Origin of the sequence: Corynebacterium sp. MSK035 (assembly GCF_030232615.1) — a bacterium.
Classification (GTDB): Bacteria; Actinomycetota; Actinomycetes; order Mycobacteriales; family Mycobacteriaceae; genus Corynebacterium; species Corynebacterium jeikeium_D.
The window spans coordinates 240,812-256,922 of record NZ_JASPJP010000002.1; the positions used below are offsets into that span (position 1 = coordinate 240,812).

General features: G+C 58.4%; 11 protein-coding genes. 3 read left to right on the forward strand and 8 right to left on the reverse strand.

Annotated features, from left to right (window positions below):
- The 3 genes from QP978_RS02415 to QP978_RS02425 all read right to left on the reverse strand — a co-directional run bounded on the left by QP978_RS02415 (position 1) and on the right by QP978_RS02425 (position 5,009).
- Positions 1-1,785 (reverse strand): HsdM family class I SAM-dependent methyltransferase, encoded by a 1,785-nt coding sequence (locus QP978_RS02415; protein ID WP_284856802.1) that lies wholly within the window; start codon positions 1,783-1,785, stop codon positions 1-3.
- A 319-nt stretch (positions 1,786-2,104) separates the two neighbouring features.
- A complete protein-coding gene (locus QP978_RS02420; protein WP_284856803.1) occupies positions 2,105-3,580 on the reverse strand; it encodes a recombinase family protein in 1,476 nt (491 codons plus the stop codon).
- Positions 3,525-5,009, reverse strand: a complete 1,485-nt coding sequence (locus QP978_RS02425) for a hypothetical protein (RefSeq protein ID WP_284856804.1) — start codon at positions 5,007-5,009, stop codon at positions 3,525-3,527. Before QP978_RS02425 ends, QP978_RS02420 begins: the two co-directional genes overlap by 56 nt.
- 194 nt (positions 5,010-5,203) lie before the next feature.
- Between QP978_RS02425 and eccD the strand changes: the two genes are divergently transcribed.
- On the forward strand, positions 5,204-6,619 hold the full coding sequence (gene eccD / locus QP978_RS02430) for a type VII secretion integral membrane protein EccD (protein WP_224783772.1): 1,416 nt from the start codon (positions 5,204-5,206) through the stop codon (positions 6,617-6,619).
- A gap of 14 nt (positions 6,620-6,633) precedes the next feature.
- Positions 6,634-7,872 carry a type VII secretion-associated serine protease mycosin gene (gene mycP, locus QP978_RS02435; RefSeq protein WP_222865580.1) on the forward strand — a complete coding sequence of 413 codons (1,239 nt, stop codon included), beginning with the start codon at positions 6,634-6,636 and terminating at the stop codon, positions 7,870-7,872.
- Here the strand turns inward: mycP and eccB are convergent.
- Positions 7,831-9,273, reverse strand: coding sequence for a type VII secretion protein EccB (eccB, locus tag QP978_RS02440; RefSeq protein WP_070545647.1), 1,443 nt, complete (start codon positions 9,271-9,273; stop codon positions 7,831-7,833). The genes mycP and eccB overlap by 42 nt on opposite strands.
- 114 nt (positions 9,274-9,387) lie before the next feature.
- Here eccB and QP978_RS02445 point away from each other — a divergent pair, with 114 nt between their 5' ends.
- Positions 9,388-10,542: a hypothetical protein gene (locus QP978_RS02445; protein WP_126107877.1), complete on the forward strand. Its 1,155-nt coding sequence runs from the start codon at positions 9,388-9,390 to the stop codon at positions 10,540-10,542.
- A gap of 589 nt (positions 10,543-11,131) precedes the next feature.
- On the opposite strand, the gene QP978_RS02450 is transcribed toward QP978_RS02445, so the two are convergent.
- The 4 genes from QP978_RS02450 to QP978_RS02465 all read right to left on the reverse strand — a co-directional run bounded on the left by QP978_RS02450 (position 11,132) and on the right by QP978_RS02465 (position 16,050).
- Positions 11,132-13,273, reverse strand: a complete 2,142-nt coding sequence (locus QP978_RS02450) for a DUF6541 family protein (protein ID WP_070866440.1) — start codon at positions 13,271-13,273, stop codon at positions 11,132-11,134.
- Positions 13,274-13,332: 59 nt separating this feature from the next.
- The gene (locus QP978_RS02455) at positions 13,333-14,223 is read right to left on the reverse strand and encodes a tRNA pseudouridine synthase A (protein ID WP_048731480.1); all 891 of its coding nucleotides are present in this window, start codon (positions 14,221-14,223) and stop codon (positions 13,333-13,335) included.
- A 293-nt stretch (positions 14,224-14,516) separates the two neighbouring features.
- Entirely contained in the window at positions 14,517-14,987 is a 471-nt protein-coding gene (rplQ, locus tag QP978_RS02460) for a 50S ribosomal protein L17 (protein WP_016422080.1), read from the reverse strand.
- A gap of 37 nt (positions 14,988-15,024) precedes the next feature.
- Positions 15,025-16,050: a DNA-directed RNA polymerase subunit alpha gene (locus tag QP978_RS02465; RefSeq protein ID WP_016422079.1), complete on the reverse strand. Its 1,026-nt coding sequence runs from the start codon at positions 16,048-16,050 to the stop codon at positions 15,025-15,027.
- Positions 16,051-16,111 lie beyond the last annotated feature (61 nt).

A 16,111-nucleotide genomic window follows, 5' to 3' on the forward strand; every position in this document is an offset into this window, starting at 1 on the left:
TTACACCTCTTCACCATCGTCGGAAATGCGAATTAGAACTTCATCGCCATCAACCGAAGTATCGGAGCGGTAGATCACCGCATAGCTCAGTGCAGCCGCGAACTCGCTGGCGTCGATACCCCTTTGGTAGACCTCATAATCGGTAAGCTTCTTGAAGAAGTCGTCCTCAGTGACCTGGAACGGTGCGTCAGGCTCTTGCCACGAGAGATGCTTATTTGGGTCGAGCCATTGAATGGACGGGTGACCCGACTGTTTGCGGATGATTTCAATCCACTTGTCTTCGATGGCGGGCCATCGGTTTAACACATCTTGACGACCTTGGTTCTTTACCGTGATTAAACCATCGTCTTCAATATTGCACGCGAAAATCTCGCGCCCGTCTTGAGGCTCTTTCGCCGTGAAGATGAAGATCGAGGTCGTCTGCCCGATGCCCATAAATGTATTTGTCGGAAGTTTAATAACTTTCTCAAGGCGGTGCTTCTTGAGGAGGGTTTTGCCCCCGTCACGATCCAATTTCTTGTCTGGCAGGATGAAAGCACAAATTGTGCCGCGTTCAACATTGTCGAGCACGTTTTTCACAATCTTCATGCACCCGTACTTTCGTTCGTACGGTGGGTTCATCAGCACTTTCGTAATCGGTTTGCTCTTTATCCAATCGCCAGCGTCCTCGTACCTAGAATCTAAGAGCGCGAGGTTGGTCTTGCCATCTTTATGCAAGAGCATGTTGGCAGCAGCGAGCGCGAAGATCTCCTTGTCTTTCTCAATACCAAACAGCTGCTTTTGTTTGATGGAGACTTCTTTATTGCTGCCAATGCCTCCAGATTTTTCAATCATGATGTTCATGGCCTTGACGAGAAAAGCCCCTGATCCGCATGCTGCGTCAAGTACCTTGTCATCCTCGTTGAGATCCACCAGCCGGGCCATGAACCCAGTAATGTGGTCAGGGGTGAACACTTGCCCCTGCTCGGACTTCGTTTTGTAGCGGTTGAACTCGTTGAAGAAGATTGCCATGACATCTTCACCGGCCCAGTTATCAGAGTTCAACAAACCCGATATTTCTTTCAGCCAGCCAATGAAGTCGTCTATAGACTTCTGGTTGCCAACGAAGGCGGTTTCAACCTTACTGAACTCACTGGCCAAGAGAGTGAGTTTCGCATTTTTGGCGATGTGCTTTTCGAGCGACTTGTTTAGCTGGTTCAGGATCGAGTTATGGAAGTTGTCGTAGTTCATGCCGGGGGCAATCCACGCATTTTCACGGAGAGCAACGAGTGCACAGGCGGTGAACACCATCCTGGAGTAGAGGTTTTTAACTCCAAAATTGAAATGGAGCGTGTTGTTGATCCTGCTTGTGAGCGTGTAAATCAGGCGCTTGTCAATCGGTTTGTTCGTTGCCAGCCTGAGGTAATAGCTCTTGTGCTGTAGTTCTTTGGCAACAGACTCTAGCTCCACGTTGTTCAGAAAAACGCGGATGTCCTCACGGTTGTAAAGAATGCCGATGCACTGCTCATACTTTGTCAACACGATGTCGACGTTTTTCTTCAGCTCCGCAACCCATTCTTCATTGTCAAGAGAGTGGTGGGTACCTTTGAACTCCGCAATGATCGCTGGCATAGCGGTATTGTCCGGTAGATACCAGCCGTCTGGCTTATCCTGCACTTTCTCGAAACCCAATCGACTGAAGGGTAATAGTTGCCCGAAGCCTTGCTGAACCTCGGCTTCTTTTTCATCGAAGCCGAGCACTAGGCCAGCAGCATTCCTAACCTCGTCTTCGCCAACGTATGCCATGGATTCCCTCTTGTGTCTCTAGCGGATGTCCAGAATAAGTCGATCCCGCACGTCGATTCCTGAGCCGACACAACAAACATGTGACAGGGGCGGTCTTGTAAGGGATCGTTACACAAAACGCCAACCGTAACATTATCGACTAATTATCGATGCCGTACAACGCAGGTTCTTGTCCTAGCGCTCGACGTGCGGGGTGACAAGAGCCGTGTCATACTTCCTGCGAACGCCACGGTTGAGCGGTGTCACCCCCGATACACGAAGGCAGATCTCCCCCGAACTGCCAGCTCCCGTGGCGTTCCTTCGTGCTTGCGCGCCGCAACTACTGCCGCCAGGTAATACTCACGCGCTGCGGATCGAAGGTTTTCGCGCCAGCCTTGCCGGGCAGAATATGAATGTCCATCAGCAGCCGGGTGAGTCGACGCTTGTCCTCGACAGAAGCACTGCGCCACCACTCGGCAAAGTCCGGCCCGTTGGCTAACTCTGCGGCGAGCGGGTCGGCGTCACGGCTTGCCGTCAGTTCGTGCACCTTCTTGTCGATGACTGCGATTCGAGCTTCGATCTTCTTTGACATTCGCGTAAATGTCGACATGTCGATATCACCATTGATAGACACCTCTTCAAGCTGCTCGCGCTTGGCCAGCAGTGCGTTGCGCTGGCCTGTAAGTTCCTGCAGCTGTTCGGTAAGGGAGTCGTCCTCTGGGGCGAGCGCTTGCTGCAGCGCATCCATCGCGTCGGGCTGCTGCATCCGCTTGAGGATGACTGCCTCGATAAGGTCGTCCACCTCAGAACCGATAGACACATGCGTGCCGCCTGGCTCCGTCCGCTTGCAGGTATAGAAGCGACGAGGTTCACCCTTACTGTTCTTCCGGCTACGCGAATACATCGGATCTCCGCAAGTACAGGTGAGTACCGAAGCAAGGAAGTAGCGCGGTGCGTTGCCGCTATGCGATTGTTTTCGCGTCGGATCACGCAGGATGGCGTCGAGTTTCTCGCCCGTGGCCTCGTCAATAATGGCTGGCCAATTCCCCGCGCCAACGATCTGGCGGTCTTTGATAAGGCGGTATCCCGTGTCCGGGTCGGTCGGATTAAACGTGCTGATTCCTCGGACACGTGGATTGAGCAAAATGTCTCGCAGCGTCGGCGCCGTCATGGGGCGTCCGGTTGTAGCAGTGAGTTCTCGCGCATGGAAGACATCACGCACAGTTTCACGCAGCGTTTTTCCTGCAACGACCATTGCAGCCGCATCACGCAGCGCCTCGGCCTCATCATCAATGATGGTCACGGCGTCAGACTCGTAGCCAAACATCCGCCGCCCGCCCGTCTTCGGCCGTCCTGTGCGTGCACGGTCTTCGTAGGCAGCTCGGATGCGTGCGGCACGGTCGATGGACTCCTGCTCGGCGATAAGGCCCAGGATCACGATCGTGAGCCGCGATGCCGGATCGCTCGGATCGATGTTGTAGCCCCGGTTCGCTTTGACGGTGACATTGTGTTTCTCGCACAACTCGAAGAGCGCCAGTGTGTCTTTGGTGCGCCGTGTCAGCCTGTCGAGCGCGTAAACGTAGACAACGTCAATCTCGCGGCTCTCAATGGCGTGGATCAGCTTGTCGTACTCAGGCCGATACTCACCGGAGAAGGCGGAGATGTTGTTGTCCACATAGGTAGCGACTACCTCAGCTTCGTCAGCCTCGGCCTGCTTGGTGGCGAGGTGGATCTGTCGCTTGACGCCCGCTTCTTCCTGCTTATCTAGCGAAATACGTGCGTAGATCGCCGCTCGCTGCGTTCCGGGTGTTGCCATGCGTACATCGTACCCCAAACCCACATTCGCTATTACCCGACCCTGTGGCACCAACGCACAGACCGTGTGGCCCCATGCCGCCCTCAGCACTCTCCTTAAAATCCAGATAGACCGGAGCACCACCGTCATCAGCTCCAACAGGAATGCGCAGACGAGCACTGCCGTAGCGCGGTCGGTAGCGCAGAGTTGTCGGAGGCGGGTACAGCCCGAGCTCCTCCATGACCGGGTCTTCCGAGGTCTTAACAGAATCATCTGCGCTTGTTGGCACTTCAAAACGCGCCAAGCTCCGCCCAAGCACCTCCGCTTCTGCTGGACTCAGCTGATCAGGTACGCCAATCTCCTCCCGTCCGGACGCAGTTTCCGCATGCACAGCAGTAGCGGAAACAACCAGCGCGATGCCATGGTGAACCGCTGCCTCCCACAACGTTGACTGCGCTTCCACGACGGTCAGCAAAACTACCGAGGTCTCCGACCCCGCCGCGTCAAAAATCGGTGTCAGTTCAGTGACATCGTGCTGTCCGTTCGAATCCGCCAGCACAATCAGCACTGCAGCTGGCAGTATGTCGATAGCCGTGAGCAGCTCAGTCAGCTGCGCACACGTCGCCGCCCGCAACCGCGCTGGGCCACAGGCATCAGTAACTGCGGGGTGTCCGTGGTGTGGCGTCCATTTCAGCCATTCCCACTCATCTCCCACAACTGCAATCAGGCAATCCTCCGGATGATGCAGCGCAGCAGCTTGGGCGACCATTGCTCGAGCCAGCCCCTGCGCCGCGGTATCTCCAGTGAGCGCGATGATCTCAAAGGCTGACACATCTATGGCAAAGGGCACGCCCTCAACCTGACGAGCCGATCGAATAACTTCCCGCAGTGCTACGGCGGAAACCGGATCCAGTTTCTCCGGCGCCGGAATTGCCGGTGGTGTTACGGGCGTTGCGGGCTGCTGCGTTGCCACCCCGATGCGCAGCTGCAAGAAATCCGGGTCCCCCTTTCGGCGTTCGCACGCCCGCCCCATCGCCCCCAGCTGCCACAGAGTTCCAGGCCGAGGGTGGATAAACTGCGCCGATTCACGCTGCATCCTCGCTGCTTTCGCCACCGCGCGGCGAATACTGGACAAATGCCTCTGATAGTCCTTCCGCACCGGTGCCATGTCCTTATTTCCCGCCCCGCCCGACACCATCATGCCCACAGTGGAAAACACCATCATCAGCGGAAACATAAACGACATCGGGTTACGTCCCATCCCAGAGACAAACATCAACACCACCATGCCAACCACTGCCACGACCATGATTAACGGCATGAGTGCACGCATCAGCGGCACCGACTGTGGTTCCGGCGCTTCCGGTGGCGCATCCGGCGCGATTGTGCCTGTCATAGGCTGCAGCCCCGCTTTTCGGGTAGCCGAAATCTCCGCCTGTGCACTAGTCACAAAAATCCCCCCCGCTATGTGTCGCCCCTTGTGTTCACTCGACGGCCAATCCCCCGACCAATCGGTGTACGCATAGCTTAAAACACACTCCGGATTCTCGCAGCGCATGACCGAAACTGATAGCGGGGGCACGCGCAGTTACTACTCCGAGTAGCGCTCTAGCGAGTTGTACGACACTCTAGAGGGACTAAAGCATGCAGAATTCATGGGGGAAATACATGCTGGGGGAACTCATTCGCGTGCGCATTGATGCCGCACACATGCCCGAAGACACCAACCGAGCACACGCAGACCTTGCATTACCGACCAACGTCGCAATCGCCGCACTTGTACCGGATATCCTGCAAATTTTCGATATCGACATTGCGGACTTCCCGCTGGCACAGTGGCAGCTACGGACCGCCACTGGCACGATTTTGCTTGCCGACGACACCCTGAACGATGCCGGTATTGCACCAGGCGAACGCCTGGTTGTTATCAACGACCCAGGTCCCGTGCCCAAACCTCGGCTCTTCGATGCCGCCGATGCTATTACCGACACCACCTATACCGACGGTATCGGGACGGCTGATTTGGTTGTTGGCTGTACCGCAGCCCTCGTGGCCACAGCTTCAATCGCAGCTGCCTCATTGAGCTTGAGCAGTACCGATTCCACACTGGCCGCGGCAATCAGCTTCATCGCGCTGCTGGCAGTAGCCGGTGGACTGCGCCTGGCTCTGTTGCGTAGCGCAAAACCGGCGATTGTCATGTCCCTGGAGCTGCAAGTGCTCATTCTGGGCACCTCTTCGGGGCTCTGCTTCGTTGGCCTCGACCTACACCGCATACTCACCGACTGGCCGCCGACTGCTGCGATTAGTGTCGCGCTTGCCGTCATCGGTTTGATTTTTCTCATTTCCAACACCGGCGACGGCGACAACCGCATCACCGTTACCCTGGGCGCGACGAGTCTCAGTGCTGCAGTTACCTTCGGTATTTACGCTGCGGCTGTCGCACTTTTCCACAACTCGGTTCAATCAGGAGCGCTCACCGCTGCTAGTGCAGTCATCCTGATACTGCTGGCACCTTCCATCGCTATCAAGGCTGCCGGTATTCGCGTACCCAAAGTCCCTGCCGCCGGCGAGAGCTTCGATGACAGCGAAACTCCCGAAATATCCCACAACGCACCTAAGCGAGCGGGGTGGATTCTCGATGGCATCCTCTGCAGTGGCACCGGAAGTCTCAGCATCTTCACCCTGGTGGTACTTTTCTCCGGAGCCTATGCGAACAAGTGGTGGCCTCTAGGCATGGCTGCTGCTGTCATAGTCTTTTGTGCAATTCACTCCCGTGGCCAAGCCCGGAAAGTAGCTTCCACCTGTACTGCTTTAGCTGGTCTTGCCGTCATTGTGGCCGTCGCCTTTCAACAGTGGTTCGAGGGCAATTGGCCAGTCGCCGCTGGCCTGGTCGTCCCCATGCTTGCAGCCACCGCCTTAGCCGCATTTCCCGCGTCACGCATCTCACCTACAACGCGCCGCATAGCTGAGCTAACCGAGGCCTGCAGTATCGCCGTTATTTTGCCCATTGCGGCCATCATTGCCGAATTCCCTGAGTTCGTAAGTGGGTTCTTCCAGTGAAAAACCCACTTTTCATGAATGCCATAAAAACTCGTCTCACCGCCACGGCCGCACTTTCCACAGTGCTTATCTCGACGTTGACGGCGGCCACCGCAGTAGCACCGTCGGGCATCGCACCAATAGCGGCTGCCCAGAACAGCCAGGACTGCGTGGCCACGATGCTGTCGTCGGAAAGCGCACTGCATGAACCGACGGTGATCGAAAAAGCTCTTCGGTTTCGCCAAGCATGGCAACTGACGACGGGTGCGGGGATTACGGTGGCGGTAATCGATACCGGGGTCTCACCCAATGAGCGCCTGGGCGAGGTTCTCGACGGTGGCGATTTTGTCGACGGCAACAGCGGGTTCGTAGACTGCGACGGTCACGGAACTCTAGTAGCCGGCATTATTGCAGGCCGGCCCGGTGCCGATGGTTTCGCCGGACTGGCGCCCGACGCGCACGTGTTGTCGATAAGACAAACAGCCGATGGCGAAGGCAATTTGGAGTCGCTGGCACAAGCTATCGACAGGGCCGTCGCGGAGGGCGCGCGGGTCATCAATATCTCGCTCACATCGTGTGCCCCGGCAGGCGTAATGCCCCAAGGTGCAACAGATGTTGCCGAGAGCGTCGCACGCGCGGAAGTCTCAGGCGCAGTAGTGGTCGCAGCGGCAGGCAATAAGGGCGATAGCTGTCAGGACGGATCCGTAGCGTGGCCCGCAGTTCTGCCGGAGGTAATCGCAGTATCAGCAGTACAGTTCGACGATGCCGGCCAAGCACAACCCGCGGAGTATGCAATCACGGGACAATGGGTCAATGTCTCCGCTCCCGGCGGCCCCGTACTCGGTCCCGATCCGCGCACCCCCACCGGTCTCATAGACCGCCACGTGTTCGGGTCTGGGGAGAACACCCGAGCTCAACAGATTGCCGGCACCAGCTTTGCCACGCCAACCGTGTCGGGCACAGCTGCCCTGCTGCTGGCACGAAACCCAGAGCTTTCCCCAGCACAGGTTCGCGACATCATCCTTAGTTCCGCGAGCCCAATTAGTTCCGGGCTCGGCCTTGGTCGCGGCATCGTTGCACCTTATGACGCTCTGATTTGGACCACTGTGGACACCGCTGCGCAGCACGCAGCCAACCCCGCTGCCGCACCGGCTCCGCCGGATCTGCTTTCTTCGCAGGAGCGCAATGCACCGCTCCGGGCGACTGGACTGCTCCTGATATGCGCACTGGGCCTAGGTGCCTGGCTGCTCTCGCGTCCCGGACAGCGGCCCTAGCGCCGCCTGCTTACTCAGCTCAGGGCCTCCGCGCAACGCGGCCACCACTTCCCAGTCCACTGGTCGCGTGCCACCGCTATCGGCATTGGTTGATGCATTAAACCCGAGGGCGGCCAACGTCGTGCGATCGTGCACAGCAAAGCGCATCCCCTCTGGAGAAATGACGTGTACGGCCCCATTTACGCTTACTGCAATCGAGCTGCGCTCACGGCTGCGACCATCCACGAAACCGTCGACGGCCGCACCCGAACCGTCGGCATGCGGGTAATCCACGTGCCGCCCCTCCGGAGCATGCTGCGACCACTGCACGAGAGCTTGCGGCCGTCCTGCTATCCGGCCGGCACACAACCAGCCATCAGCATCGGCAAACGTCAGCGGCTTTTCAGGTAGCCCCGGGACTGCTGGCGCATTCGCAACGGGAACTGCCGCCAGCTGCCCCTCACTGGCCTGCAGAACTGGGCTATGCGCAGCTAATAGCTCTCCTAGCACCGGGGAGAGAATCGCGGCACCGTCGTCAAGCACGATAACGCGCCGCTGCCCGACCTCAACCACATTGCCGACTGTGTCGAATGGAGCGGCGAAGTGCGTGGGTGCGCCGCGGTTCGGGATTGCTGGCGCGGCCAGAATCGGAACCTCCGGAATCGTTCTGAGCAACGCAGGGCTGACAGGCCGGACTGCGGCGCGTTCCAACCCCAGCGCTCGAGAAACAGCGGCGTGCTCCGGGTGGTTGACATCCAGCCGCGAGCGGTAGCCCTGCGTAATCAGCCAGAGGTTTTGGCCATCGGCAACGACGGCACTGTCCGAGTGGGTTCGGGTAAGCTGCTGCGGTTCCGCACGGACTTCTTCAAGACGCGCAAGCGACTCTGCAACAATCCACGGCTGCCCGAGGTCTTGCACCGTCCGCTCGCATAAAGACAGTGCCAACTCCGGCGCACCTGCACTGCCCCTCTTGGCAGCTCCCGAGGCACCAGAGCCTGCCGGCGCGGCCGGAACTGCTGGTGCGCCCTCAATCCCGACAGCAAAACTGATGTCCTCTTTGTCCAACTCGCTACTGCGCACCCGCTTCGGCTCAGCAGGATTGCCCAAAATTAACCGCGCCGATGCGAGATTCGCGACTGGATGCAATCGACCATTGACACGTACATGCAGGCCCTCCGACCCCGATACGACAATCAGCTGCTCATTGGAGCTCGAACCGCCCTGCGGCCGCACCAACGACAGCACCGCAGTGCCGGCGGCCAGTAAAACCACCAGCGCACAGCCGATAAACAGTGCTCGCGTACGCGTGCGCAGAGGATCGTGCAGCATTCGCGAATCCGCACGCACAAGCGCGTGCTCAATCCGACGAATCAAGAATCGATGACCGCTGACCTGGCTAGGCGTAGTCGGCGTACGTGGCATGAGTTTCCCCCAAAACTATTCCCCCAAATAATCTCTACCCTGCAGAGTAAGCCAGGCCGCGCTACTGTGCGACCAGGGGAATTTTAGTGGGGAACATATTGGGGGGATTTTCACATGCCATTGTCATTGTGGCTACTCATTACAGCAATAACCATCACTGCAGGCGCGCATGTCCCTGTGCGCGGCCGCAGCCTTCGTGACCGCCTGCGACGCACCGAACCAGGACAACTCATCGGACTACGTCTCACACCAGGCCTGCGAAGCCAGCTAAGCGCTGCGGATATCGTCTCGCTTGCCGACGACAGCCCAGTGACCCTGGATGCGCTGTGCTTTTATCACATTGCGCCGGAAGTCCGCGGAGAGCATGCGCACCGCTACTTCCGAGCAGCCGAGCGCTCCGGCACAGCCCCTGAACCCTGGACACATCTGGTGGCAACTCTTCCGGTGGAAGCCTCCGCTGACCAAGCCCTACGCTTCCTCATCCACCGGCTGGGAACCCTTGGTATTCGCGCACGGCGATTGACGGCACCGGAGTGTGCTCTGACTGAGAGCTCTGCGGAGGTAGTGCAGCTGCGCCGCACTGGACGCTCTCATCATGTGGCGGCGTTGGGGCGCAAACCGCACCTGTGGTTAAGCCGACAACGCGACATCGCTATCACTAATGGTCCGGCGCAGGTCATAGGAGCCGGGAGCAGTGGACAAACCATCACAATGTGTCCCGCGAACCTCCCCCGATTGGAGGTCGACTGCGGAAATCAGGACTTTTGTGAGCTGCTCATCGGAATGCTCTCGCTCGGCTATCGAGTCGGAATTCGCACGTCCCGTCCACATTTCTATACTGTGGCCCTTGATCTGGGCGCAGTACTTCTCGCGCGAGCTGGAGACGACACCGTCGATGTGGTTGTTGTCGAAGAGTATGAGCCCGACCTGTGTACTGGAATCGCGAGAATCATCGAGGTCAGTCGTACAGGTTCGCCCACGGCAGCAGCAGCGGAAATGCCAGCTTCGTGCCCTCGACTGGCGATGGGCGAATTCACCTGGACGCTATCTACCGCCCGCACTACCGATGAACTGCAGCCACTGGCTATGCGGGCAACTAGCGGTTCAGGCCCGGAATCAACGCACCCAAATCTGGCAGACCGCCCGGCGCCTGGGAGCCGTCAGGCTCCCCCTGCCCCGCTGGGTCATTCGGAGCGCCATTTTCTTGGCCACCCGGCTGACCGCCTGCTGCAGGAGGCACATCCTCCTTCGGCATCTGTGCACCGGTGACATTGCCATTGTCGATAGTGGCAGCGCCCGCTGGTCCCGAGCACTCCAGAGTAGACGGGCCATAGGCCGCGCAGTTGTAACCGAATGCGCTCAACTGAGAATTCGCTGGCAGCGTCTTCATCTCACCCGCCGGCGGGAACGTCAGGACCTCGTAAGTAACTCCCCCCGGGTTCCAGGACACAGCATTGGCGGGAACCTTGTTTCCCGTGCCGTCATCGACCATCGGAGGATTGGCAAGATTCACCTGGCAGGCCAAGTAGGCGTCACCGCTCAGATCGTTGAGGAAGCAGCGTGTCGTGCCATCCTCCAACTGAAAGAGTCGAGTATTTGGGCCGTCCGCCGGGGTGTAATCCGCATCATTGACCTGGGTGATTGCAGGAGTTTCCGTCGGCGTCTCTGATTTTGTCGGTGTCGTCGACTCCTCAGTCGATTTCGGCGGAGTCGAGGATTTGGTCTTTGCGGAAGAACTGACGGAGCGATTCGAGACTTCCGGCTTAGCCGGCTCGTCGTCTCCACATCCGGCCAGCGCGAAAGTCATCATCACACCGGCTGCGATCGTTGCCATAAATTTATTCATCCGCATGGTGTCCTAACCTACCCGACCATCGCTCCATCCCCTAGTAGCCGAGGGAGGAATTACTTCCGGAGAACTAGCTCGCATCTCGTCGATGCGTTCTGGCGTAATCACGTCATTGAAGGCGAAGATAGTTACTTCCCTATCTCGATAAACAGGGGTTACCCCTGGAGCTACCCAGAGCCCTTCACCAGGAAACTCTAAATCCTCCTTGGAATCCCAAATACCCGGGGGTGACAAATAGATGAATCCCACGTTCAGCTTTCGGGCTGAGCGATCGACATCGTTCACCCCATCCGGCCGGTCGGGGTCTGGAAAACCGAGGTAATCAGCGTGCCAATACAGCATTGAGGTGGCAGTCCACTTATTCGCCACTGGCCAGTCATAGTGCGGGAACACTACTGGCAAGTCATTGCGAGCGTACATCCAGCTGGACCCCTCCGGCGGATTGGTAAACGTGCGGTACTTATGTGCCTCCGGCTGCTCGGCCAACCAATCAAATGCCTTCAAGTCAGCCTTGGAAATGATTTGCCATTCCCTAGGGCTCTTGTAGGCGAAATCCGCAGCGCTAGCATTAGACGCCACTCCATAGACCACAAGTACAGCAGAGCTCACCGTCGCTAAGCTCAACCCCAGAACCCGCCCCGTCGATGGCACCTTTGACTCACTAATTCGAGCCGCCCACGCGCAGCCCCACGCAACGGCGATACCCGCAAACGCGGAATACAGGTACGCGGTGACCATCACCAACCGGTGAGGCGTCGAATAGTGAAGATCCGTATACAGCGCGAGAATATCGCCCGGCACGCCACCAAAATGATTGAGCGCGTGGGTCGTCATCAACACCGAAACAAACCAGGCCGGTACTACCCACACCCGTCGGCGCGAAGTACCTGCGAAAACCAAAAACGCCATCCCGATGAAACCAAGGATGATAATTGGCCAGAACGGCCGGAATTCCTCAGTGTGGCGTGTCAACATCGTGGCGCCTCGATACCACGCATCGAAACGATCGAGGTCGTCTACTTCAGCGCTAACCGCGCGCACATCCTCGGTCTGAGAAGTTCCCGTAAGCCACTGCGGCAGGAGAACCGCCACTGCTGGCACAAAGGCGGCTGCAATCACCGCGACGTCGTAAAGCCTGGCGCGAACCGCACCCAGTTCAGGATGCGCGGGACGCGGCAGGCGGTAGCACAACCACCAAATTGCACCGAGCATAACGACTGTAGGTACCGATGCCGGATGGAGCTCTCCGATACCGATTATCGAAAGCGCGGCGCTCAAGATGCGCTGAGGTGCGTGCGGGAGCGACGTAACAAAGGCAAAAACGGTAATCGCTAGCGCAATCGAGACCTGGTACGGCCAGGCCCCCACGAAGACCCCGACGGGCATCAATACCGGAAGCGCTGCGGAAACAAGCGCTGCAACCCCTGCAGCAACGGCAGTGGACAGCTTTCGGCGATCAATAATTCGCCAGGTCAGCGCCGCAGCCGCCGTAGGTATGGTCACGGCCGGAATGATAATGCCGAGGTAATTGACCGCCTCGGTGATTGGTAGACGGACAATCAATACCCAAAGCGCACCGAACGCATGCCATGCGGCGGGATAGTAGGACACCGCCTGAGTTTCCACATTCTGGATCTCGCCCATCCTAGTGGCCGAGGCCATGCCGTCTTCCGTAATCGAACGGAGCACACTTGCATGCCAGAGTGTGTCCCAGCCTTGCTGGATGGTCGCCATCCCCTCGGACATTGAAGCGATGCGGCCGATAGCGGTCCACGTGAGAACCGCCGCTGCGATGATGACCCCGATACTTGCGATTAGCCCATAGCCCAACTCGCGCCATCGACTTGCGGCGGGCGGCTGCGTCTCGGCCGACACTGAGCGATCGACACTACCGCGCCGCCGCCGAATCAAAGCGCTGCCGCCACTCCAGCAAAGCGCGAGAAGTAGTGTCACGGCCCAGCAGATAGACGCACTGACCAAGGTGAAGCGCACATCGATAGCGCCGAGCGCCCACCCTGCAGTACCTGCGATACCAAACGTCACCGCAGGACCGAGGGCCAGAGCCCACGGAGTACGAACGCCGCTGGCTCGCACTACAACAGCGCCGGGGATTACGAGCAGCGCAACCAAGCTAACAATTGCCCACACCACTACCGAACACTCCTCCTACGGTCACTTTCTTCAGGGAATATTACCGAGAGCTTGTACATTTAAGCCTCGTCCACATCTGTCCGGGCATCACGACGCTCGCGGGTCTGCTCCGCCCTGGCCGCCAAATCAGCATCGCCGGGGTAATCAACACCTACCAGGCTGAGCCCACGCGCCTCTGCCACCGGGACCAACGGGGAACGCTTCTCTTCACTCAACAACTGTTCAGTGAATCCAACCGCACGTCGCCCCTCACCGACACTAAGGCAGGCCCCAACCAGTGAGCGCACCATAGACCAGCAGAACGCGTCGGCAGTCACATGGGCCTCGTACAGCTCTGGTTCTTCCCGCGTAGATACGTCGAACCACTGGAACTGCTGTAAATCTCTAGTGGTCGTCGCATGCGGCTTGTGTCGGCAAAAAGCGGCAAAGTCATTGAGCCCCAGTAGGGCATCAGCCGCCACCTGCATGCGGTTGATGTCCACTGACCGCCGCCAGTGGGCCGTATCGCGAGCACGGGTAGGAAGCGGGCCACTGACGCAACTAGTGACACGGTAGACATAGTGCCGACGTAACGCGGAAAAACGGGCATCGAAACCCGGGGGCGCAAACGAGGTGCCCCGAAGCGTCACGTCCGCGGGCAATAGTCGCGCTACACGACGAACCAAATTACCCGGATCCCCTGCGATAGAACGTGTGTCTAAACAGGAGACAGGAACATCTGCGTGAGCCACCTGCCCGGAGGCATGGACACCAGCATCTGTACGACCGGCCACAGTCAGTTGCACTGGAGTGCGCAACACCTTCTCCAGAGTGGATTCCAACGTCGCCTGCACAGTCCGCACCGGTTCTCCCGTGGGCTTATCGCGCTGAGCAGCCCAACCGTGGAAATCTGTCCCGTCATAAGCAATGTCAAAACGCAACCGAACCAGGTCGGAGTCGGTGCTCCCCATAGCGGCACGATCGGGAGAATCGCACGGGGCATCCGGAGTCGTTGGAGTAAGTGATGTCACGGTTAACAGATTGTAGCCGGGACCCCGGATTAGAGAATCAGCAGTTTCCACCGCAGGGTCTCCGTATAGCTCTCAATGTTGGTGCGTAATCCGTCGGTGTAACCGGAGGCAGAACTGGGGACGGGCGCTATGCACCGTCGTTAAGCACAAAGAACCCCCGGGAGAGCGTTCAGATATGAACTGCTCAACGGGGGTTCAAAGCTGTGAAGGCCAGAAGCCGTCGGCGAGGGGAATTACTCCTCCTCTGCAGCCTCAGCCTCAGTAGCCTCAGCCTCTTCGGCCTTTGCCTCTTCAGCCTGCTTGGAAGCAGCGGCGCGAGTTGCGCGAGTTGCCTCAGCAGTTGCGGTCTCTTCCTCAACCAGAGCGATCAGAGAAATCGGGGCATTGTCGCCCTTGCGGTTACCCAGCTTGATGATGCGGGTGTAGCCGCCGTCGCGATCAGCGAACTGCGGACCGATCTCGTCGAACAGCTTCTTAACTGCGTAGTTGTCGTTAAGCAGCTTTGCAACGTTGCGGCGATCTGCGAGAGTGCCGCGCTTTGCCTTGGTGATCAGCTTCTCAACGTACGGACGCAGCAGCTTGGCCTTGGTGTCGGTGGTCTTAATTTTGCCGTGCTCGATGAGCTGCTTCGCGAGGTTGGCCAGAATCTTCTTCTGGTGCGAAGCGGAGCCGCCGAGACGGGAACCCTGCTTAGGGGTAGGCATAGGTATCTCCTCGTTTTAATGAAGTCGCGTCGGTGAACTACTCGTCGTAGCCAGCGCTTGCGCCATCAGTCCAGTCAGCGTCATCGCCCGAGGCAGCGTCCAAATCAGCGACAGCAGCCGGGTCGAAGTTGTTCGGGGAATCCTTCAGAGCGAGGCCAAGCTCAGCGAGCTTCTCCTTGACCTCATTGATGGACTTGTCACCGAAGTTGCGGATATCCAGCAGATCCGACTCGGTACGAGCAGCGAGCTCACCGACAGTGTGGATCTCCTCACGCTTGAGGCAGTTGTAGGAGCGCATAGAGAAGTCCAGATCCTCAATCGGAGTCTGGTACGCAGCGACATCCTCAGCCTCGCGCGGGCTCGGGCCAATCTCGATGCCCTCAGCAGCCTCGTTCAGCTCACGTGCCAGACCGAACAGCTCAACCAGAGTCTTGCCTGCCGACGCCATTGCGTCGCGGGCGGTGATCGAGTTCTTGGTCTCGACATCGATGATCAGCTTGTCGAAGTCGGTGCGCTGCTCAACACGAGTAGCCTCCACCTTGTAGCTGACCTTCAGAACTGGCGAGTAAATCTGGTCCATCGGAATGCGGCCGATTTCGCCACCGGAGTTCGGGGTCGCCGGCACGTAGCCACGACCACGCTCAACGATCATCTCAATATCCAAGCGACCGGAATCATTGAGAGTAGCAATGTGGTGATCCGGGTTATGAATCTCCACACCTGCTGGGCACTCAATGTCTGCAGCGGTCACCGCGCCTGCACCTTCGCGACGCAGGTAAACGGTAGCCGGCTCATCGAACTCGCTCGAGAGCACCAGACCCTTGATGTTCAGGATGATGTCGGAGACATCTTCCTTCACGCCCGGGATAGTGGTGAACTCGTGCAGCACACCGTCAATGCGGATGCTGGTGACTGCAGCGCCCGGAATGGACGACAGCAACGTACGACGAAGGGAGTTACCGAGGGTGTAACCGAAACCCGGCTCCAGCGGCTCGATAACGAACCGGGAGCGAGAGGAATCAATGTAGTCCTCAGTCAGCGTTGGGCGCTGGGAAATGAGCATTTTCGAAAATCCTCCAGGTGGCGACCGCTATATGACGCCATAGGGAATGAATGGATGCAAG

What these genes read in the sequence shown, in the direction of transcription:
- eccD (WP_224783772.1), top strand. Translation starts at nt 5,204, where the DNA reads ATGCAGAATTCATGGGGGAAATACATGCTGGGGGAACTCATTCGCGTG.
- QP978_RS02455 (WP_048731480.1), bottom strand. Translation starts at nt 14,223, where the DNA reads ATGGGGAGCACCGACTCCGACCTGGTTCGGTTGCGTTTTGACATTGCT.
- QP978_RS02465 (WP_016422079.1), bottom strand. Translation starts at nt 16,050, where the DNA reads ATGCTCATTTCCCAGCGCCCAACGCTGACTGAGGACTACATTGATTCC.
- QP978_RS02415 (WP_284856802.1), bottom strand. Translation starts at nt 1,785, where the DNA reads ATGGCATACGTTGGCGAAGACGAGGTTAGGAATGCTGCTGGCCTAGTG.
- QP978_RS02420 (WP_284856803.1), bottom strand. Translation starts at nt 3,580, where the DNA reads ATGGCAACACCCGGAACGCAGCGAGCGGCGATCTACGCACGTATTTCG.
- rplQ (WP_016422080.1), bottom strand. Translation starts at nt 14,987, where the DNA reads ATGCCTACCCCTAAGCAGGGTTCCCGTCTCGGCGGCTCCGCTTCGCAC.
- mycP (WP_222865580.1), top strand. Translation starts at nt 6,634, where the DNA reads ATGAATGCCATAAAAACTCGTCTCACCGCCACGGCCGCACTTTCCACA.
- eccB (WP_070545647.1), bottom strand. Translation starts at nt 9,273, where the DNA reads ATGCCACGTACGCCGACTACGCCTAGCCAGGTCAGCGGTCATCGATTC.
- QP978_RS02445 (WP_126107877.1), top strand. Translation starts at nt 9,388, where the DNA reads ATGCCATTGTCATTGTGGCTACTCATTACAGCAATAACCATCACTGCA.